A 20,967-nucleotide genomic window follows, 5' to 3' on the forward strand; every position below is an offset into this window, starting at 1 on the left:
ATGAACGGCTTGCGAAGCAGATATGACGTCCTCATCGCCGGCGGCGGCATCGTTGGCTGTTACGTCGCCTATTTCCTGAAACAGCGGAATCCGGGGACGGAGGTTGCCATCGTCGAACCCGATCCGACCTACGAATATGCGTCGACGGTGCACGCGTCCGGCGGCGCGAGGCGCTTGTTTTCCTGTCCGGAAAACATCGAGATGTCCAACTTCAGCATCGACCGCATCAAGAACTTCGCCGAAGAAATGGCCGTGGACGGTAATCCCGCGCCGATCGACTGGGTCGAGCAAGGCTACCTGTTCATCGTGACCGGATCGAATGCCTTGCGGATGCTGGAAGAAAATGCGGACGTGCAGCGGTCGCTGGGCGCGGACATCCGGATGCTCGACCGGCAAGGCCTCAAGCAACTGCTTCCTTCGATGCACGTCGACGACCTCGATGGCGCCGCCTATTCGCCGAAGGACGGCTGGTGCGACCCGAACAGTTTCCTGCAGGGCGTGCGCAAGAAGTGCAAGGCGCTCGGCGTGGAATTCATCAAGGATCGGGTCGGCGGTTTCACCTGGTCGTCCGGCCGGATCAACGGGGCGGCGCTGGCCAGCGGCACGTCGCTGGCCGCCGACCACTTCGTCAACGCCGCAGGCGCCTGGTCGGCCCAGGTCAGCGCGATGGCAGGCATGTATCTTCCGGTCTCGCCGCTGCGCCGGTTCGAGCATTACTTTACCGGCCAGCGCCAGATCGAACCGTTGCCCTATGTGAAGGATCTGAACCGGCTCGCCTTCCGTTCCGAAGGACAAGGGTTTTCAGGCGGGCTGGTCAATTCCGATGAGCCGAGAGGCTTCAACTTCGAGGTCGACCATCACTACTTCGACGAAGTGGTCTGGCCGGCCCTGGCGCATCGCTTTCCGACGGCGTTCGAGGGCGTGAAATGCCATCGCACCTGGTCTGGGCTCTACGAGCAGTGCGAGCTCGACGGCAATCCCATCATCGGCAACTGGACGGGCAACCACGAAAATTTCTACGTCGCCACCGGCTTTTCCGGCCACGGCATGATGCACGCGCCGGCGGCCGGGCGCGGCATCGCGGAATTGATCGACAAGGGGCGCTTCGAATCGATCGATCTCAGCCGCCTCGGCTACGAGCGGGTGATCAGGCAGGCGCCCTATCCGGAACGCGGCATCCTTTGACGGCCACTAGGCGCCGGTTGACGATGGGCTCATGCAAATGTTGAAACGCTGACATGCGGCAAGATGAAAAGAAGCACCGGATCGGGCTCGCCCAGATCCATGTCGCCGTCTTGCTCGCGGGCGGCGCGGGCCTGTTCGCCAAGCTGCTCACGGTCACGCCCGAGATCCTGGTGACGGGACGGACGGCGTTCGGCAGCGTGGCGCTTTTCCTGTTCGCCATGGCGACGAGCGCGAGCCTGCGGCTTCGCGGCGCGCGCGACCTGGCGATGGTCGTGCTGTCGGGCGTGATCCTGGCCGCGCACTGGCTCACCTTTTTCCTTTCCATCCAGGTGTCGACGGTGGCCATCGGCTTGCTGGCATTCTCGACGTTTCCGCTATTCACGACCTTCCTCGAGCCGGCGATCTTTGGAGAACGGCTCCGGCGGCAGGACATCGTCACCGCGTTCGTGGTCATGGCCGGGCTGGTGCTGGTGACGCCAAGCTTCGACGTAGGCAACCGACTGACCCAAGGCCTGCTGTGGGGTATCGGCTCGGCGTTCATGTATGCGGTGCTGTGCCTGCTGAGCCGGACCTACGCAGGCAGGTATCCCGCGGTGACCGTCTCCTTCTACCAGCAGGGAGTCGCCGCCCTGTGCACCCTCCCTTTCGCATTGCGATGGCATGGGACGCTTTCGGCGCATGACATGGCCTACCTTGCCGTCCTGGGTGTCGTGTTCACGGCGTTGGGGCAAGGCCTGGTCGTTGCAAGCCTTCGCCATCTCCGCGTCCAGACGACCAGCATCGTGTTCGGGCTGGAGCCGGTATATGGCATCTTGCTGGCGTGGCTGCTGATCGGCGAAATCCCGAGCCTTCGGACCCTGCTAGGCGGCGGCCTCATCTGCGGCGCCGTGCTCTGGGCCTCCCTGGGATCGGGAGACTGGCAGGCGCATGGCGAGAGCCGTCGGGCGCCGCAGTAATTGCAACTGGCGTTCGATTGTTTTGCAGTCCTCCATGCATAGTTTTGCATGGAGTTTTTTAATGCCCGTTTATCGCTGCAAATCTGCCCTGTGAGTTGTGCGTGTCATCGCCGCAAATCGACCCCAAGCTGCCATTGCTTCATCCCGATACCCGACTTTCACATGAAAACGGGATAGGCATGCTAGCGGTCAAGGCGTTCTCACACGGACTGAACCTTTACTGACGTCCGTGCATTGTTAGAGCGCTGTGTAAACACTTATTGAGGGATCTTCACTGTCCCAAAATCCGGAAGGCGATTCACTCCTTACCTGTCAATAAGTGGAATCACCATAAAATGAGAACGCAGGCGGATAGCGCAGCGCATTTATTTTTGCGATACCAATTCAGTGGCAAGTCGCGGTGTAAAAAAACGCTCCCTCATTTCTTCCAGCCCTAGCTCCCGCATCACCTCTTGCAAGCGCTTGCTAGGACCTCTGGTTGGCAAGCCCTTGTAGCTGGCAATAATCAATTCATTTTTCATGGAATGCTCCCACCCCACCAGTTCCGTCGCAGTGACTTGGTAGCCGTGCGCTTCCAATTGCAAACATCGCAGGACATTGGTGACGTGACTGCCAAATTCACGAGTGTGAATGGGATGACGCCACAATTCGGTCAGGTTGTCCCGGCCCAGTGCCTTGCCTTTGTTCGCCTTTAAGATGGAGGCAACTTCCGCCTGGCAGCACGGCACAAGCACGATGAACTTCGCCTGTTTTTGCAGTGCGAAACGAATGGCGTCATCGGTTGCCGTATTGCACGCATGCAACGCAGTAACGACATCGACTGTTTCCGGTAACTGCGTCGAATCGGTTGATTCGGCTACCGATAAATTCAGGAACGTCATTCCGGAAAACTTCAATCTCTGCGCTAGTTCCTGCGATTTCTTGACCAATTCATCACGGGTTTCGATCCCGTAGATGCGCGACTTGTCGTGCAGTTTTTTAAAAAACAGGTCATAAAGGATAAAACCGAGATAGGACTTGCCCGCGCCATGATCCACGAGGCTGATATCGGCATGAATCTGCTGCACAGCCAATAGCAGCGGTTCGATAAACTGGTAGAGGTGGTAGACCTGTTTGAGCTTACGGCGGCTATCTTGGTTTAGCCTGCCATCGCTGGTCAGAATATGTAGCTCTTTAAGCAGTTCGACCGACTGACCGGGCTTGATATCGGGATTGTTACTCATGATGGAAAGGTTCGATTCAAAAGTGCGGGCGGCCAGATTTTGGCCGTTGAGTTTGGGCATGATGGGTCTCAGCTTTTTACCGACCCATCGATAGAGAATGGATCCGATGCAGGGGCCACATGAAAAATACGTCCCCGACAACGCTGATTATCGCACTGCTGACCTATGACCTTCCGCAAGCGGCATGGTTTGGCTTGGGCAGCAACTGAGCGATATTGTGAAGAGTGTTGCATTTCGACCGTTCCGTCTCATGCCATAAGAGACTCATTTCTGTATTCTTCCGGTATGGATAAAGACCACCACATCATGCTCAGCGGTCCGTTCAGCATTTTTGATTCACACGGGCAACAATGGGATGTCAAGTCAATCCATATCGTTGATCAAAGTTATGCGATCGTTGACGTTTATGTCGAAATGGCATCGTCGATGGGCGGTACGCCCCTCTACGAAGATCTGATGATCATCAGGCAGGTTCTCTCGAGACTGCGTTCGCTGGGTTACAAAGGCCCCGACTTTGCTTATGGCGACCCCGGCATGCAGGATGAAATGCTAATGGTATTCGAAGCGCCTGAAGAATTCGGCCAGTTCGCGGTGACAAAAGGCTGGAAAAACCTCGCAGAAGAATATATTCACGGTGCCGAGGACAATTCTTCCAAGCTTGCGTCAGAAGCCTCTTCTCACTGGCATTTCTCCGAACTGATGCGGAAGCTGGGGGTATGGTAATCAAAGCACGATCGGATTTCAAATGTTGGACGGCTATCATGACCGTCCGTTGCCGGCCGGACTCGGCGGTAGGATGGAACCGCCTGCCGGCTGCTACAGGTCGCTTTGCAGACCTTGGCTGACCGCTGGCGAGAGACCCTTGCCGACCCTAACCTAACTGTGAATGTCTCCATTAGCGGACGTACGCTTAAATGCTACTGATCGGCCTGCCGCATTGCGCCTTCAGGTGATGCTCAGAAATCACGTTGAATGATCACGCGTGCTAGGTGGATTTGCATCGTCGATCTCAAAGAATGGTTCAACCTGTTTCCTTTTTTTGACCGGTGCGGATTCCTTCTGTCTAGCTTTCATGGCAGGAGGGGGTGCTACAGGGAGCGGGAATCCAAGAAAGGCCATCACAAAAAAGATAGGGAGCAACACATAGAACAGCGGTCGCCTCCATGTCCGTTTCCGTTTAAAAACACGTTTGACCTTCTTATTATTGAATCGTCATTCGAAGGTTTGCGCCTAGCACAAGATTTCAAGCCACCGCTTCAGAATTTTATGTTTATTGGTTATGGGTTCAAACAATGGCTGCTTCGGGCCGTGGGCCGTGCTTGGCAGTAAGTTGGAATGGATCCGTCTGGCATCTAGGGGCCGGCGGATTCAACCGGTAGATGCAACATACTAGCGGCTAAATTAGCCGCAGGATGCCACCTATGAAGCAAAGACGTCGAATCTATTATTCAGAAAGCCAACGGGCATTAATGTGGGAACGATGGAAGAATGGAGACTCACCCCATCAGATTCCCAAGCTGTTCGATCGAAACCACCCGGCAAAGCTTGACCGTGACATGCCGCCTGCACGGCATCGATCCGTACGACTACTTCGTGGATGTGTTGCAGCGGGTTGGGCAGCATCTGGCGGCGCTGGTGGATGAGCTGACGCCGCGCATCTGGAAAGAGAGGTTTGCCGCCAAGCCGCTACGTTCGGATCTTCACAGTTGCACCGGATAATGCAACGGCCCAGAATATGGCTTTCTACTTTCTCTGCTGGTAGCGGGGTCTTGGAAGAATGTGCATCTACGACCTGTTCATTGATACCTTTACGACCGGCCGACAAGCGCCGCTCCTACACTGTACAAAACGCGACCTCAAGCACTAACTTACAGGGACGACCAGTACTCCGAACTTATCGTCATGACACGTTTGTCAACGCAGTCAGTAACGTTCAGACCAGACCCGTCCTCGATACTGTCTATGACCAGGTTGTTTTTGCGATCCTGTCATTTCGATTTAATGACGCGCTTTGCTTCGGCTCGAACATTGCCTGTGACCAAATCCGATCTGCATTGGCAATGTCGCCCGCAGCAGGACCGCTGTTCCTTCAACATTCCAAGACAGCGGCGCCTAACGCAATGTCAACCTGACCGGCATCGAATCAGGCGTCATGGTAAAGGTAAAGATCTCGTCCACGGGCTTTGCCGCCTGGTCGTAATGCAGGTTGAAATTACGAGCGAGCATCGAGCTCACCATGCGGATTTCTGCGAATGCGAGGTAACGTCCGGGGCAGAATCGCGGACCTCCGCCAAAGGGCGATATCTTGCGCGCCACATCGCTGGCGGGTGACATGGGATTGCCGCGGCCATCCGCCAGCCAGCGCTCGGGCAGGAAGGACGAGGCGGCCTCCCATTGGTTTGCGATGAAGCTCGAACGCCGCAGCAGAAGGAATGAAATTATTCCCTTGGGAATGGTAACACCGCCGACGACGGTATCGTGGTTCGCCTCTGCGGCCATGAAAGGCGCTACCGGCTTCAGGCGCATTGCTTCATTGACCGCGGCGTCGAGCCAGGAAAATTTTTCGAGACTGGCGAAATCGTCGTTCACCGGCCCGGTAAGCACGGAATCAGTCTCCTGCCGCAGGCGCTCGGCTGCCTCGGGATGACGGGCGAGGAAATAGACCAGCCAGCCGATGGTGTTCGATGTCGTGTCCTCACCGGCGAATACCATGGTGCCTGCGTTACCGATGACGTGGCTGTCGTCAAAACCCGAGTTCGGTTCATCGCGCGCCAGCAGAAGCGCCTGCAGCATGTTGCGCGGCTTGTCGCGTAACGCCGGGCTATCGTGCAGTTCGCGCCGCGCTTGCTCGATGAAACCTGTGACGGATGCGGAAATACGCTGCGCCGCGGCATCGGCTTGGCGATCCACGTCAAGCTTGAAATAACGCCAGTAAGGCAAGGGGGTGGTCACACGTCGCGCCACACGGTTGAACATGAACTCGATATCGCGCTGCAGCGGATTTTCCGGATGCTCCAGGGTATTGATATCATGCCCCATCGCCAGCCAGACGGTAACGTCCAGCGCATAGGCCTTCAGGTCCCGCAGGATGTCCACCGGCTCGCCACGGCGGATGTTCTCTTCCCAACGTCGGCGCAGGCGTTCCGTCAGCAGCACCATCGTGGGAAAGAAGTTGCGGATCACTTCGGGCGTCAGCGCGCGCATCACCAGCTTGCGCTGCTTGCGCCATTCCTCTCCCTCGGCGGTAAAGAGTCCCCGCGTGCCGAGTTCTTCGAGCACGGCGGCCGTACGGCTCGACCGGCGGAAGGCATCCGGACGGTCATGGAGCATGGTGGCGATCATGGCGGGGTCGGAGACAACCAGGGCCTCCCGTGACGCCAGACGCAGCCGATAGATGTTGCCGTACTGCTCGGCCCAGTCTTCCAGCTGGCGGTGGAATCGGAGGGAATCCAGCTGCAGCATGTTGCCAAGCACCGGGATACCCTTCGGCCCGGTGAACTGCGTGAAGTCGCGCGTTGGTGCTGCGGAAGCAAAGGACGAGTCGTGCGCCGACATGAGGTCTCCTGATTGTCGTGATGGCACTGCTGCAAGATCAGGTATGGTATCGCATTGCGTTTGCGGCATGCGTAAGTGGCCTGCACGGTCAGCCATGCTGCCGATTACCTTGCTCAACAACCCATGACAAGGCTGGAACGCGACATGCACTTGCTTCACCGCATATCGCGCCGGATCCCTTGCCGCCCTGCACTTTCACGCCGCTTCGTCGAACAGGCACAGTGCCAGAAATCCATGTCCCAGCGTGCCGCCGGCATGCAATGCGTGGTCTTCGCGACGGCGAGCGCAATCATTTCACGAACGCGTGGCGGGATCTATCCATCTCCGCGCTTGGCCGTATGATCGAAAGCAAAAAAAGCCTTGGCCTCCGCAGACGCCAGGCGCGCCATCTCTGGTGCCAGTTGCAGATCAGAAGGAGACTGTTAGTGTTTCATGCTGCATCCCCCGTATTCTCTGCATCCTACCGCTCATTGATCGTTGTGTCCGCACTTTCACTTGGTGATGCGCCGGCCCGTAGTATGTTGAGGCGCAGCGCCTGATTGCCGACAGCAACTACCGCACAATTTCATTAAGTCGCAACGGGCTTTGGGAAAGTGCTGCAATAATCGACGAATCAAATGGGACGAAATCAGTTGTCATTGTGCGTTCTTTATTGCTTCAGAACAGCATTATTGCCGTAAATGTCTATTGACTAGAAAAAACTTGTTTGGGTATCGCGAAGGATGGCTTCTGATTAGAATGAGCTCTGAGCTGACGTCGTGCAGCGGGCCGCTATAGTTCGCTTTGCTGACCTTCCTAAACCGTCGGTGAAAGGCCCTTGCCGACCCACAGCTGACATTGCCGCTCCCCGTTAGCTGCCGTTCACTGACCATCCTTAGGGTGGTGCAAGAAAAAAGTGTTTTTACAAAACCTTTAACCTGCCTGTCTTCGACAGGCAGGGTTTCTCTTCAGCTTTTAACACCGAGTACCACGAACCCGACAAAGTTGTCAGAACTCTTCCCAGTCCTTGCCCGCAGTTGCGGTCGCCTTTGCCAAATGAGCATTCTTTGGTGTTAGCGGCTTTGCAACAGGCAAGCTTTTCGTTGTCTTCTTGCTTGGCATCTTTGCGTTCACAGCTGACACTGCGGGTTTGGCCAACTGTTGCCGATGCATCGAGGTGTCAATTGTGAATACCGCGACCATTCGGGACAGATTTGCTGACTGATCCTGCATCGCATTCGCCGCGGCCGCGGCTTCTTCCACCAAAGCCGCGTTTTGCTGCGTCACGGCGTCCATCTGGGTGATTGCCTGGTTGACCTGCTCAATGCCATTGCGCTGTTCTTCGCTAGCCTCGGCAATCTCGGCGATGATGTCGGTCACGCGCTTGACGCTGGCAACGACTTCGTCCATGGTGGCGCCGGCGTGGTTGACCAGCTTGCTTCCCGCATCGACCTTCTCCACAGAGTCGTTGATCAGCGTCTTGATCTCCTTCGCAGCGTTGGCGGAGCGCTGGGCCAGCGTGCGCACTTCACTGGCAACGACGGCGAAGCCGCGTCCCTGTTCGCCTGCCCGTGCCGCTTCGACCGCCGCGTTGAGGGCCAGGATGTTGGTCTGGAAAGCGATGCTGTCGATGACGGTGATGATGTCGACGATCTTGCGTGCGGAATCATTTATGGCGCCCATCGTTCCGACGACTTCGGACACCACCGCGCCGCCTCGCTGCGCGATTTCAGAAGCGGAATTGGCCAACGAATTCGCTTGACGCGCGTTCTCGGCATTCTGCTGTACCGTCGAAGTCAGTTCTTCCATCGAGGAGGCGGTTTCTTCAAGCGAGCTGGCTTGCTGCTCGGTGCGGGAAGACAAGTCCATGTTGCCGTCGGCGATCTGGCTCGATGCGGCGGAAATCTGGTCCGTGCCGTTGCGCACCTCCGATACGATGCCGCCAAGGCTTTGATTCATGTCACGCAGCGCAGCGATCAGTTGGCCGGTCTCGTCGGTGGACTTGGTATCGATGCGCGCCGTCAGGTCGCCCTGGGCTACGCGCTTGGCAAGCTCGACGGCGTCAGCCATCGGTCTGGTGATGTTCCGCGTCAACCAGATCGACAGGAACGCCGCACCCATTGCGCCGATGATGCCGCCGATAATGATGCTGCTACTCGTTTGCGTCTGCAGCGATGCGGCGTCCTGCGCACGCACCGCCAGCAGAGAACGCTCTTCCTTGTCGAGGTCGCCGAGGAGCCCGCGCATCGCATCCATTGCCTGCTTGCCCTTTGCAGCCCGCTCCATTTCGACAGCGGCGTCCATTTGTGACTTGCCGCGTTCAATGTCCCGCCGCAGGGTGATGGCGGGCTCGATGGCATCCGACATCCATTTCTGTTGCGATGCCTGCAATTGTGTCAACCGTTCCTGCTGCTTCGGATTGTCAGAGGTGAGGCGTTTGGCCTCTTCCCAATGCTTCTTAAAATCATTCTTACCAGCATTCAGCGGCTCGAGCGACGCATCCTTGCCGGTCAGGGAAAAGCCACGCTGCCCAGTTTCGATGTTCACCAGGCTGGTGAGCATGCCAGTGACTTCTTCCAGCACCTTGTAGGTGTGGACGTTCAAGTAGTTGGCCTGGCCCAGCTGGGCAAAATTTACGTAGGCCGTAGACAGCAGGGCGATCATCAGTAGGACGACGGCCCCGAATCCGCCATATAGGCGTGTGCCAATCTTGAGGTTGGAAAGATTCATATTTGCGGCTCCCAGTTCTTTGTTTATTTATTTGATTGATCGTTTGGTTCTTAGGCAGCAAGGCGCTCGACCAGCCCGAGCTCTGCACTGGACATGAGACGGTCGATGTCCATCAGAATCAACATCCGCTCCTCGACGGTTCCCATGCCGATCAGGTAGTCGGTGTTTATGGCGCTGCCAATTTCAGGGGCTGGTTTAATCTGTTGCTTCGTCAAGCCGATTACGTCCGACACCCCGTCCACCACCATGCCAAGGGTTCGTCCGTGCACCAGAAGAATGATGACGACCGTGAACTGGTCGTAGGTGGCGTCACCCAAGTAAAAGCGGATGCGCAGGTCGATGATGGGCACAATAATGCCCCGCAGGTTGATCACTCCTTTCATATATTCAGGTGATCCAGCGATGACGGTACATGGTTCATGGCCGCGAAGCTCCTGCACCTTAAGAATGTCGATACCGTACTCTTCGCGTCCCAGCTTGAATGCCAGGAATTCTCGTCGCAGCTCGGTGGTGGAAACAGTGGTTTCGGTCATAGATGGCTCCTCGTTACGCCATGGTTATGGGCAAGCCGCATTGCCTACCCGGTGCAAGCTGGTGCAATGACCAACTTCAGTTATTGCCTTATAACAATAATGAAGCTAACCGAACCACAAATGGCTGAGTCGTTTTCTTTGTAGAACCAAGAAATTCTCTTAGGCAACAAAGTGGCTTGCGTTGCTGAAAAAGGACGCTTTATTCAGAATATTGACGATATTTAATTGTTGTTTTGCTTCTGTGAGCCAATCTGCTGGCTTGCCCTCTTTCACCAAAGCGGTTTAGTGGGCGGCTCGAGTACTCGATCTATCGCAGCCGTACCTGTAGCGGATCCTTGGATTATCGTCCGCCACAGTATCGCGCATGGGCGCATGCACATACATCTTAATCTCGGCAAAGGTAAGTAACGGGAGATTGCTGTCCTGTTTGTACGCATGTATCGATACCTCAATGCCATCATTTGTCGACCAGCGAGCGCGAGGGCATCGCTGCAGTCTAACCATTCAGCACTGGGAGGCTAACCGGCCGATCTGATCCGCAACACAGAAGGATTGGTGCGCGTACTGCATCATTTGCGCAACTATCGCAGGCGCGCCTAACGCACATTGTCATGATTACGCATACTCTCAAATGCTTATGAATCAATAAGCTACAGGGTGTGAGCGAAATTACGTTTGGAGCTGAAGCGTCACAGTTAAGCTCACATTTATATGTCCGCTAAACAGAGCAGAGCCGTCACTAGTGAAATAGAGGCGAAGGACTCAGATCGACCCGAAGCTGCCATACAGCATTCTCGTCAGCAGACATCGAAGTAACCCAGACATCTCCATGGGCATATACGCTTTTTGCGCAGTCAGCAGAATTGGCTGACAGGCTTATATGTTTTCAAGAAAACTGGGCATCACCTAAGCGTCAACGTATCGCAAGCCCTTATATCAGGTGCCCAGGCTTTCCTGCTAGACACAGTAATTCAGAGGCGGTACGAGCAGCCCAAAGCCCATTGGAAGCAGCAAGGCAGGTAGTCAGATCATTCCAATCGCGTTTGGTCTACCCATGTTTGATACAGGCTCGTTTATAGGGGCGGAAACTAAATTTGGCCAAAACTATTAGTAAGTGCCTTTGTCAAATTTGTTACATTTGCGACCCTGCAGGCTCTGCATTCCTGCAGCCCATCGGCATTACCTCGTACAACAAGCCCAATCGATCAAAAGGAGTGAATATGCCAGTGACCCGTGACAGTATTTCAGACATTTGGGGCCAACGTACGCCTTTTCATGGTGAGGGGAGTTGGCCGGTACGGGTTGATCAGCGTGTTTCCGAAGAGCCGGATCGATGGGTGCAATCGGCTTGCGTCCTTTGTTCGAATGGCTGTGGCTGCGACATCGGCGTCAAGGATGGCCGCATTGTCGGTGTCCGTGGCCGCGCCGAAGATGTCGTTAATCGTGGCCGCCTCGGCCCGAAAGGCCTACACGGCTGGGAGGCAAACAATAGCCCTGACCGGCTCACGCAACCACTAATCAAGCGCAATGGCAAGCTGGAGCCCGGTACCTGGGAGGAAGCGATGGCAATGATTGTCGCCAGGGCAAAAGAAGCACTTGAGAAATACTCCGCCGGCGCCATCGGCTTTTACACGACCGGACAGCTTTTTCTTGAGGAATATTACACATTGGCGGTTATCGGTAAGGCGGGCCTCGGCACGCCGCATATGGATGGCAACACCCGCTTATGTACGGCCACCGCTGCCGCGGCATTGAAGGAAACCTTCGGCAGCGATGGCCAGCCGGGTTCGTATTTCGATGTCGACACCACCGACTGCATTCTGATGGTCGGACATAACATGTCGGCCACCGATACGGTATTGTGGATGCGCACGCTTGATCGTCGGCGCGGACCCAATCCGCCTAAGCTGATCATCATCGACCCGCGCCGAACCATGACGGCAAGAGAAGCCGATCTTCATCTCGCGCCGCGCATCGGCACCAATGTTGCGGTGATGAACGGCCTACTGCACCTGATCATCGAAGGCGGGCATGCCAACCAGGACTTCATTGATCAGCACACGGTCGGCTTCGCCAAGCTTAAGGAGACGGTTGCAGAGTATCCTCCGGAAAAGGTAGAGCGTATCACCGGTATTCCGACAGCTGACCTTAGGCTTGCCGCAGACATGATCGGGGGTTCGCAAATGTTGCTGTCGAGCTGCCTGCAGGGCGTGTATCAGTCCAATCAGGCCACCGCGGCAGCAGTTCAGATTAATAATTTAAATCTGATTCTCGGCAGAATCGGCCGCCCTGGATGCGGCATTCTGCAGATGAACGGCCAGCCGACAGCCCAGAACACGCGGGAGAGCGGTGCCGACGGCGACCTGCCCGGATTTCGCAATTGGGACAACGTCGAGGATGTGCAGGAACTGGCCAAGCTATGGAACGTCGACGCAGCCATCATTCCGCACTGGACGCCGCCTACCCACGCGATGCAGATTTTCCGGTACTGCGAGACGGGTTCTATCCGCTTCCTTTGGATACAAGCAACCAACCCGGCGGTATCGCTGCCCAATCTCGATCGCATCCGCCGCATCCTGCGGCATTCGAATTTGTTCGTTGTGCTGCAGGATGCGTTCCTGACCGAGACAGCCCAGATGGCAGACGTGGTGCTGCCGGCTGCGCTGTGGGGGGAAAAGACCGGCTGCTTCACCAATGTCGACCGCACCGTGCATATCAGCCACAAGGCGGTCGAGCCGCCAGGACAAGCGCGCTCGGACCTCGACATCTTCATCGACTTTGCCCGGCGCATGGATTTGCGTGACAAGGATGGCGCCCCGCTGATCAAGTGGTCGACGGCTGAACAAGCTTTCGAGGCGTGGAAAGAATGCACTCGCGGCCGCCTTTGTGACTATACCGGCCTCTCCTACGCCAAGCTCTCTGCCGGGTCCGGAATTCCGTGGCCGTGCAACGAGGAACATCCGGACGGTGAGCCGTCCCTGTACAAGTCATTGGTATTTCCCACAGAACCTGAAAAATGCGAAAGCTACGGGCACGATCTCATTACCGGCAGCATGGTATCTCCCGTCGAGTACAAGGCAAACAATCCGGCCGGTCGCGCCATGCTCAAGGCCGCACACTACATGCAGCCTTTTGAAACTCCGGACGAAGAATATCCCTTATTCCTGACGACTGGGCGCCTGATCTACCACTTTCATACCCGTACCAAGACGGGACGCTCGCAACCGCTGGTCGATGCAGCACCTGATGCCTTCGTGCAGATTTCGGAGCAGGATGCAAAACAGTTCCGCATCGCAGAAGGCGACTGGATTCGGCTGCGTTCCCGGCGCGGCATGCTGGAAGCACCCGCGCAGATCGGCGATATCCGTCCGGGGGAAATTTTCGTCCCCTTCCACTATGGTTACTGGGATGACCCGGACCGAAGCCGAGCAGCTAATGAACTGACGGTGTATGAATGGGATCCGGTGAGCAAGCAGCCGCATTATAAATATGCTGCGGTGAAGCTGGAAAAGATCCCGAAGCCGTCGAGTACGCAACCGGAGAAAATTGGCATCGGCGCGGCGGGAGATACCGCACACGGGGTGGCGGAAACGCTGAAGGACTTAAAGGACAGCGCGGTGCAGGCGGTCAAGCACATGAAGCCGGAACGCGCGCACATGGCCGATTACATCGGCCTGCTGCAGGAAGCCGAGCGGCGCCTGGTGGAGGGCTTCCACCAAGTTGGTGACACCCATAAGGAAGAGCCCGACATGAGTTCGCTTTGCAGGGTCTTTGCACAATGGTCAGACGAATCTGCACGCATGCTCGATCCCTTCGTGCAACGCTACGGCGAACGCAAGGAAGGCGAACCTGAAAAACTCGACAAGGCCTTGTTGGAGAAACGTAGCCCGAACGCCTTCAACATGCTGCGCGACCTGCATGACTTATGGCTGATGGTCAACGAAAGCATGATCTCGCTTGACGTACTAGAACAGGCGGCACGTGCCAAGCACGACAAGGAGTTCGAGAAAACGATCAAGGCAATCCGGAGCAAGAACAAGCGCCAGCGCACATGGCTGCGCACCCGCCTGCGGCAGGCTGCGCCTCAGACGCTCGTTGTTCCATCATGATCAGGATATTGCTGGCAGTTGGTTACGCAAGCGTGCTTGGAATTATTGGCATGCTAAGCGCCTGAACCAATATGGTGTCGCTATTTCCCAGTCTCGGACAGACGTTCGCGTTGCAAGCCGGCCCGCCGGGTCAGCCAGGCGCACAGCCAAAGAATGTCCTTGGCGGGCACCTGATCGGACGGTCAGCGGGGTTTGCTGCGGGATATGTCACCGGTGCCGTCGGTGCGCCCGCAGTCACGGCGGTGAACAGCCTGGACGTGTTTCGGGCAGGCGCTGGCGCGTTGGCGGTACTGCTGTCGATGTCGGTTCAGCGACTGTGCAAGCTCAAACATCCCCGGCCGAGGCCATGACCTTGTTCGTGGCGCTTGGATCGCTGGATCCGAGGATGAAGAGCGCGCTATCGGTCGTCATTGCCGTCTTCCTCGTCATGTTGTTGGGCGAGCTGATATGGCGTGCGAGTTTGCACCTTAAACAGAAGCTACAGCGACAAAGGCTGGCGTCGAACGGGTTCTAGGACAGTCTGGTTGTGGCCGCGCTCGGCTGTTGGGCGTAACCAACTCGCTGGCGGTTAAGGGCCACCTTCCGGACCTTGGCTAACTGGCGGCGAAAAACCCTTGCCGACCCAAAGCAGTCCTAGAGGCATTCCTGAAAGAGACATTCCGCGTGCATCCGCGGTGGAAAGACAGGTTGTCTGTTCGGCCTGACCGTGTTCAGTCAGTAACTTGTGGCTCAAGCTTTACCGAGAACCGCGATGAGTTTCTGCACCGGCGCCGGCTTAACAAAATAGTGATCAAACCCCGCATCTATTGCATTATCCCGAACAAATTGACTTCCGTATCCAGTCAATGCAACCAGCATTGGCGAATAGCCGTCCTGGCGTTTCCGCAAGCGCCTTGCAAGTTCATAGCCATCAATGTCTGGTAGCCCAATGTCGATGATGTAAGCATCCGGATTTTCATGACATGCGCATTCCAACGCCTGATTAGACGCATAGGTAACGAACACCTGAAGGCCTTCTGCTCGCAGCATTGACCCAAGCGTGTCGGCTGCGTCCGCATTGTCATCGACGATCAGCACCTTCAAAGCACGACAGACATGGGTAGGTTTCAATTGCTTATTCTGGATAGCGGGCGAATGGTGTCGTTCCACAGCTTCTGGCAGCACAATCGTGAAGGTACTGCCCTTACCGACTCCTTCGCTTTCGGCGAATACCTCGCCGCCGTGCAGGTCAATCAGAGTCTTTACCAATGCCAAGCCAAGTCCTAGCCCGCCTTGGGATCGATCCGGCGTCCGTTTCGCTTGGATGAAAAGCCCAAAAATTTCGTCAACCAAAGCCGGCGCAATGCCTAGGCCATTGTCTTGCACCTTAATGGTTACCTTGCCCTCGGTTCTCATCATTGAAATTGCAAGCTGACCATTTTCAGGGGTATATTTCGCAGCATTAGCAAGTAGATTGGCCATGACCTGCACGAGTCGCTTATGGTCGCCATCCACAAAAACCCTAAAGGAGGGAATATCGATCGTCAGACTGTGTCCGTTCATCTGTATTAGGGGCTCAACCTGCTCGATAGCGTCGCCAACAATCTGCCTGACATCCACGATTTGCTTGTCCAGGGGAATCATTCCTCTGGTGACTCTAGACACATCCAACAGATCGTCAACCAAATGCACCATGTGATTGACTTGGCGTGAGATGATTTCGCCGGCAAGCCGTACCTGAGTCGGATCGGACGCATATGCTGTACCCAACAGTTCAGCAGCTGTGCTGATTGGTGCCAGCGGGTTTCTCAGTTCATGCGCGAGCATTGCCAAGAATTCATTCTTGCGCTCATTGGCCAATTGCAATGCCTGCATTGCCTCGTTTCTTTCGTGCTCCACCACTTCCCGGGCACTTTCAGTCTGGTGAAGATGGTATGCGAATCGCCACATGACAATGATAAGAACAATCAGAAGTCCCCATCCGAACAGCCAGATGGTTGTCCCTACGTCATTGAAGACACCAGTTGTCTGGACAACGCTAACCAAAACCAACCCTAACAAGACCGGCGCGATAATGGCAGGTATGAACAGCTCTCGCAGCAAGCGGCTGTCGGCAGCCGAACCAGAGAGTGATGCCATCAGCCCTTCCCGACTGCGCAGGCCCAGGACGCCAATTGCAGCCAGCAGAAAGCCGAGGGTGGTCGGTAGCGAAGTCCCTTTCCCAGGTAGCGAACGATAAAGCACAGTCCCGTTGGAAGAGTAGCCAGCCAGTGTCAGGAGACACAGAAGCAGCGTCGCAACCGCCACGGCCTAAGCTACCCCTACGTACTTCCTGAAATTGATCAGAAAAAGTCCGAGACCTGTTGCAATAAAGAAGCTGGCGCTCACAGGTGAGGGGAGACTCCACACTGTTGCAGCCTTTCCCGTGGCAAGCGAAAACGGCATAGGCGCGTAGCCCAATGCATGACACGAAAGGCTAACGAGGCCCAATAACAGCACAACCAAGGCAAGAACCGACTTGATCAGCACGAACTCTACCGGTCGAGACGCTCCGAACAATAGTAGGCCGGAAACTAGGACTAGCCCTATACCAGTGCTTAGAAACAAGCTCGGTCCCCCGGGAATGAAGCTCGTCAGAATCCGGAGATCAAAGCTCCAACCGATGAAGGCCATGCCGGGTAGTAATAGACAAACCAAGGCTGATACTGTAGCAATGGTTTGATTTGCAGAGGGCGAATTCAATTGTACCTTTTTGGACTATTGAAACCAGAGTGCATGGAGAACAAGTTTACCGCATCTATGTTCACACCATCGTCCAAAACGCAAACACTTGCTTTGCAGCTGCAAGCCTGATTGGCCGTTTGCCCACCGCAGTGGCGCGGACTGCGATAGCCCACCTCCCGCACCCTGGCTATACGTTGGCGGCCAGTCCTTGTCGACTCTAAGCCGACTGTACTTTGCCGCTGAGCAAATTCATTGCTTGCTGCCGCGATATTAGCGGCGCCGGACTGGGCTGAAATCCATGCCGTCGAGCGGCGGTCCCGTCCAGTTCCTCTCGCTCATCACCCGCATGACGCAAGCGCGCAACGCTACATGCGCCAGGTCGGCGGTGTAACGCGGATGCCATGCTATCAGTCGCGGCACCTTGGGCAGGTCAAGCGGCAGTTCAAACCTTTCGATGTCAAACACTACTTGTGCACCTAGTGCCATGGCTTCTGGCACGGTTGCCATCAACTGGGAGTGCACAGCGACAACCAGTGCGCCATGCGAGTTGTGCACAGTCAGTGCAACGAACCGTACCAGTCCGATCTTCGCCAACGCATCGTCTACCATTGAGCTTTCGCCCGGCTATGCGCAACAGCGACATCCCGTTCGGCCGCATAGCGCTTGGCAGTCAACTTGCCTTTCAACAAGGTATGTCCGGCTCTGACGGCGTCCAATATCCTCTGCTTGGCCAAAGGAGCAATCTGGATTTCCGGGTCAATATTTCGGAAGGTGCCGTTATCGAGATAGATACGGCCTTCGCGCAGGGCGCTGCTGTCGTTGTCAGTGGCAGACACGAAGCAGGTGCTGGCAACAGGCATCAGCTCCTGCGATGCCAATGACAACGGCGCGCCAAAGACGACTGAAACGCCGTCGGGTGAATGGGTATCGAAACTGCGCCTGATGTTCGCAATACTCCCTTCCGACCGGTCGAACAGGGCGCCTGCCTGCGCTAGCAACTGACTGACGGGCTCCTTCAATTCGAGTGCGCGGGGCGTCACCTCCAGCTTGCGACCAGCACGTACGAGGCGTGGATCACCCACTATCTCGCGAACCCGCGCGAAGGTATGGCTCATCTCGCACAACTATGGATTTATAAGGTTGCAATTTACAAACACCATTCAAGCACAGAAAATCACCTTCTGCCACCGATTAACCCGATGCGGCAGAGCAATGCCGATCGAGTCACCAAACGAGCGAGCCATGAAAGAAAACTACGCCAGCATTACTGCCAACCGTGTCGCAATTAGCCGGGCCGCGCATCAACTTCTTGACCGTCCGCGCGTATTTGAGGATCCCGTGGCACTACGTCTCATTGACACCAAAGACAGCGCTGCGATTCTCGCTGGCGGACGCGGGCTGCTATCGCAACGGGCACGCGTTTTGCGCGCCGCGTTGGTTGCGCGCAGCCGACTGGCTGAAGATGAACTTGCTGCTGCGGTCAAACGTGGAGTGCGCCAATATGTGATTCTCGGTGCTGGGCTGGATACTTTTGCCTATCGCAGTCCTTATTCGCCTGGGCAACTACGAGTGTTCGAAGTCGATCATCCGACTACGCAGGCGTCCAAGCGCAAGCGCCTGCATGCAGCGGGGATTAGCATACCGGACGGGGTACATTTCGTTCCTGTCGATTTTGAAACCCAGGCGCTGGCGGACCAGTTGCAATCGGCAGGCTTGTGCATGGAGGCGCCAGCCTTCTTCTCATGGCTTGGGGTGACCATGTACCTTGCCCCGGAAACCGTCATGTCGACGCTGCGCTACGTGCGTTCGCGTTGTGTTGGCGGTGGTGGCATCGTGTTTGACTACATGACGCCTTTTTCCGGGCAAAGCCTGATCCGGCGCGTGCGGTTGCTGCTGCTGGCAAGCCGCCTGAAAGCTATCGGCGAGCCCTGGATAGGTTTCTTCGAGCCGCCTGCGGTCAAGAATGAACTCCGGAGCATGGGGTTCTCGGTTGTTCAGGACCTGGAACCGGAAGACATCAATATGCGTTACTTCAGCTCACGCAAGGACGGGCTCCGTGTCGCAGGTCCTGTTCACCTAATGAGCGCCCAAGCATAAGCCGAAGAAAAAACAAATAGAGCGGGATAAAGAAGTCGTAATTCTCGCCACAGGCCGCTTCTGGCCCCAGGCGGAGCTTGTCAGTGATTGTGCCGTTGGCGGCTATAGGCCAGGTTCCGGACCTTGTCCGCAGGGGTCTGAACATCCGTGTCCGACCATGCGCTGCCAAAGCCGCTGTCAGAAAGCTGACTTTCGTGCGTTTTCGGAAGCGCGCAATTGAGCAATCAGAATCAAGATCGCGTACTGGCAATCGCGCGTGTTCACACGGACTGGACCCATAAGAACCTTTGGTGTTTCCCAGATGTGGATATTCTTCGAAATAGCGCAAATGTTGGACGAATCTGCGTATTTCAATGACATATGCGGCGATCTTCACAACCAACATCATTAGAAATGCAACACGTCTCTTCCCGAAACATCTCTTTTGTTGACAAGCAAACCAAAGGAATCAAGACTGGTTGAGCCTAAAAAAGCAATGAACAACTCATAAAATTCTGGGAGCATGCCATGCACAGCTTGACCAAATTTACTGCCATCCTCGCGCTGGCAACTATCCCTCTCACCAGTATCGCCGCAGAGCGCGGAAGCCTTGACGAGGCCAAGGCGCTAGTACAAAAAGCCAAGGCTTATTTGAAGGCTAACGGTCCCGAAAAGTCTTACGCCGCGTTCTCTGATCCGAAAGGCTCCTTCGTCGACCGTGACTTATACATCTACGTCTACGACAAGGAGCTTAAAAACCTTGCTCACGGCGGCAATCAAAAGCTGATTGGCAAAAATCTGTCCGACATGCGTGACGCCGACGGAAATTACTTCAACCAAGGCCTCCTGAAAGCCGCAATGTCGGGAGGTGGCACTTACACTTTCAAGTTCTTGAATCCTTCGACCCAGCAAATTGAGAAGAAGACGGGATACGCCGAAATGGTTGGGGATGTCATGGTTGGCTCCGGCGCATACGCTGGCAACTAAAAGCCATCGATCCTGGTCAAGCCTAAGTCTCATTTCGAGATGGCCTAATTCGTTTCTGGGTTAGGTCATCTGCGAATGAAGAATTCTTTTTACCTTTGAGCTATAGACGTGGCTGATGGCTTATGGCGGGACTCGGTTTTTGCCTGCGCCAGTTGCCAGCAGCTATAAACCGACTTGCGGACCTTGGACTGCATCTAGCGAAGGGACTCTTAACAACCCCAAGCTGCCGTTGCCATAACTCGGTAGATGCCGCCCACCTTCACATCGCTAAACGCCCGATTGATTTAAGTGTTTTCACACGGTTTGGAGCCGGTACTATATTTCCAAGTCGCTACTCAAGTGCGCATGGATACTTTCACATGCGCTCTCTGCATGATTTATTAATCACTTTTGTGGATACGGCCACGATGTAAGGTGACGTCAAGATGTTGCCTGTATCCGCACGCTGACGGTCTTGGCCGGCGACGCGCGCACTTTGCCGATGAAATACGAAAGCTCGTATTTCCAAGCATGCTTTCCGACTAAAGCCTCTCCCGCGAATGCCGGACCGATGCGATGCGACTGCAAGCGCTTTGGGTTCCAATCATTCCATTTGCCGAACTCACCGAATCCTTGCAAACCAAATTGCGCAACCTGGCTGAACCGGTATCGTGCCTGCCACTGGTACTGCATTTGGATCGGCTCGGGTTGCGGCACAGCGTAGGATCGTGAAAACAGCATATTCGCGTTGCTCTGCGTGCGTCCATATTCCGTCTGGAGTGTTGATGTTCACGTAGAACTGACCCACGATTTTCATCGAATTTTGACCCACCCATTTCATGCGTAGATCGCTACGCGGCTGTGGATAAGTCTTCGGTCGCTGATCCTGTATCTCCCTTCCTTGTTCCCTTCCTCGATGTCGCCCGGCGCGTCGATTCACTGTGCTTGAAGC

The 20,967-nt window shown here is 55.7% G+C and carries 15 protein-coding genes and 1 pseudogene; 8 read left to right on the plus strand and 8 right to left on the minus strand.

Annotated features, from left to right (window positions below; all coding sequences use genetic code 11):
* Together G3574_RS14025 and G3574_RS14030 are read left to right on the plus strand one after the other, a co-directional pair.
* Window positions 1–1,185 (plus strand): NAD(P)/FAD-dependent oxidoreductase, encoded by a 1,185-nt coding sequence (locus G3574_RS14025; protein ID WP_163964177.1) that lies wholly within the window; start codon window positions 1–3, stop codon window positions 1,183–1,185.
* A gap of 53 nt (window positions 1,186–1,238) precedes the next feature.
* Window positions 1,239–2,141, plus strand: a complete 903-nt coding sequence (locus tag G3574_RS14030; protein ID WP_163964178.1) for a DMT family transporter — start codon at window positions 1,239–1,241, stop codon at window positions 2,139–2,141.
* Between the two features lie 365 nt (window positions 2,142–2,506).
* Here G3574_RS14030 and G3574_RS14035 read toward each other — a convergent pair whose 3' ends face one another.
* Window positions 2,507–3,364: a class I SAM-dependent methyltransferase gene (locus G3574_RS14035; RefSeq protein ID WP_163964228.1), complete on the minus strand. Its 858-nt coding sequence runs from the start codon at window positions 3,362–3,364 to the stop codon at window positions 2,507–2,509.
* A 165-nt stretch (window positions 3,365–3,529) separates the two neighbouring features.
* Here G3574_RS14035 and G3574_RS28100 point away from each other — a divergent pair, with 165 nt between their 5' ends.
* Both G3574_RS28100 and G3574_RS14045 read left to right on the plus strand, forming a co-directional pair.
* Window positions 3,530–4,087, plus strand: coding sequence for a hypothetical protein (locus G3574_RS28100; RefSeq protein WP_205609786.1), 558 nt, complete (start codon window positions 3,530–3,532; stop codon window positions 4,085–4,087).
* Between the two features lie 816 nt (window positions 4,088–4,903).
* A pseudogene (locus tag G3574_RS14045) lies at window positions 4,904–5,083 on the plus strand (transposase domain-containing protein); the annotation flags it as partial.
* Between the two features lie 393 nt (window positions 5,084–5,476).
* Here the strand turns inward: G3574_RS14045 and G3574_RS14050 are convergent.
* The 3 genes from G3574_RS14050 to G3574_RS14060 all read right to left on the minus strand — a co-directional run bounded on the left by G3574_RS14050 (window position 5,477) and on the right by G3574_RS14060 (window position 10,161).
* A complete protein-coding gene (locus tag G3574_RS14050) occupies window positions 5,477–6,919 on the minus strand; it encodes a cytochrome P450 (RefSeq protein WP_163964229.1) in 1,443 nt (480 codons plus the stop codon).
* A gap of 987 nt (window positions 6,920–7,906) precedes the next feature.
* Window positions 7,907–9,628: a methyl-accepting chemotaxis protein gene (locus tag G3574_RS14055; protein WP_163964179.1), complete on the minus strand. Its 1,722-nt coding sequence runs from the start codon at window positions 9,626–9,628 to the stop codon at window positions 7,907–7,909.
* A 50-nt stretch (window positions 9,629–9,678) separates the two neighbouring features.
* Window positions 9,679–10,161, minus strand: a complete 483-nt coding sequence (locus G3574_RS14060; protein WP_163964182.1) for a chemotaxis protein CheW — start codon at window positions 10,159–10,161, stop codon at window positions 9,679–9,681.
* A 1,220-nt stretch (window positions 10,162–11,381) separates the two neighbouring features.
* On the opposite strand from G3574_RS14060, the gene G3574_RS14065 reads away from it, so the two are divergent.
* The gene (locus G3574_RS14065; RefSeq protein WP_163964184.1) at window positions 11,382–14,270 is read left to right on the plus strand and encodes a molybdopterin oxidoreductase family protein; all 2,889 of its coding nucleotides are present in this window, start codon (window positions 11,382–11,384) and stop codon (window positions 14,268–14,270) included.
* A 71-nt stretch (window positions 14,271–14,341) separates the two neighbouring features.
* On the plus strand, window positions 14,342–14,620 hold the full coding sequence (locus G3574_RS28950) for an HPP family protein (RefSeq protein ID WP_163964186.1): 279 nt from the start codon (window positions 14,342–14,344) through the stop codon (window positions 14,618–14,620).
* A 379-nt stretch (window positions 14,621–14,999) separates the two neighbouring features.
* On the opposite strand, the gene G3574_RS14075 is transcribed toward G3574_RS28950, so the two are convergent.
* The 3 genes from G3574_RS14075 to G3574_RS14085 form a co-directional block, all read right to left on the minus strand.
* Window positions 15,000–16,388 (minus strand): hybrid sensor histidine kinase/response regulator, encoded by a 1,389-nt coding sequence (locus G3574_RS14075; RefSeq protein WP_163964188.1) that lies wholly within the window; start codon window positions 16,386–16,388, stop codon window positions 15,000–15,002.
* Between the two features lie 855 nt (window positions 16,389–17,243).
* Window positions 17,244–17,582, minus strand: a complete 339-nt coding sequence (locus G3574_RS14080) for a type 2 periplasmic-binding domain-containing protein (RefSeq protein ID WP_163964191.1) — start codon at window positions 17,580–17,582, stop codon at window positions 17,244–17,246.
* Window positions 17,576–18,088 (minus strand): type 2 periplasmic-binding domain-containing protein, encoded by a 513-nt coding sequence (locus tag G3574_RS14085; RefSeq protein WP_163964193.1) that lies wholly within the window; start codon window positions 18,086–18,088, stop codon window positions 17,576–17,578. The genes G3574_RS14080 and G3574_RS14085 overlap by 7 nt, the downstream gene beginning before the upstream one ends.
* 127 nt (window positions 18,089–18,215) lie before the next feature.
* Between G3574_RS14085 and G3574_RS14090 the strand changes: the two genes are divergently transcribed.
* Entirely contained in the window at window positions 18,216–19,070 is an 855-nt protein-coding gene (locus G3574_RS14090) for a class I SAM-dependent methyltransferase (RefSeq protein ID WP_163964195.1), read from the plus strand.
* Window positions 19,071–19,577: 507 nt separating this feature from the next.
* Entirely contained in the window at window positions 19,578–20,036 is a 459-nt protein-coding gene (locus tag G3574_RS14095) for a cache domain-containing protein (protein WP_163964197.1), read from the plus strand.
* Between the two features lie 420 nt (window positions 20,037–20,456).
* On the opposite strand, the gene G3574_RS14100 is transcribed toward G3574_RS14095, so the two are convergent.
* Window positions 20,457–20,708: a hypothetical protein gene (locus G3574_RS14100; protein ID WP_163964199.1), complete on the minus strand. Its 252-nt coding sequence runs from the start codon at window positions 20,706–20,708 to the stop codon at window positions 20,457–20,459.
* Window positions 20,709–20,967 lie beyond the last annotated feature (259 nt).

It is taken from the genome of Noviherbaspirillum galbum, assembly GCF_010974945.1.
In the GTDB taxonomy this organism is placed as follows: domain Bacteria; phylum Pseudomonadota; class Gammaproteobacteria; order Burkholderiales; family Burkholderiaceae_D; genus Noviherbaspirillum; species Noviherbaspirillum galbum.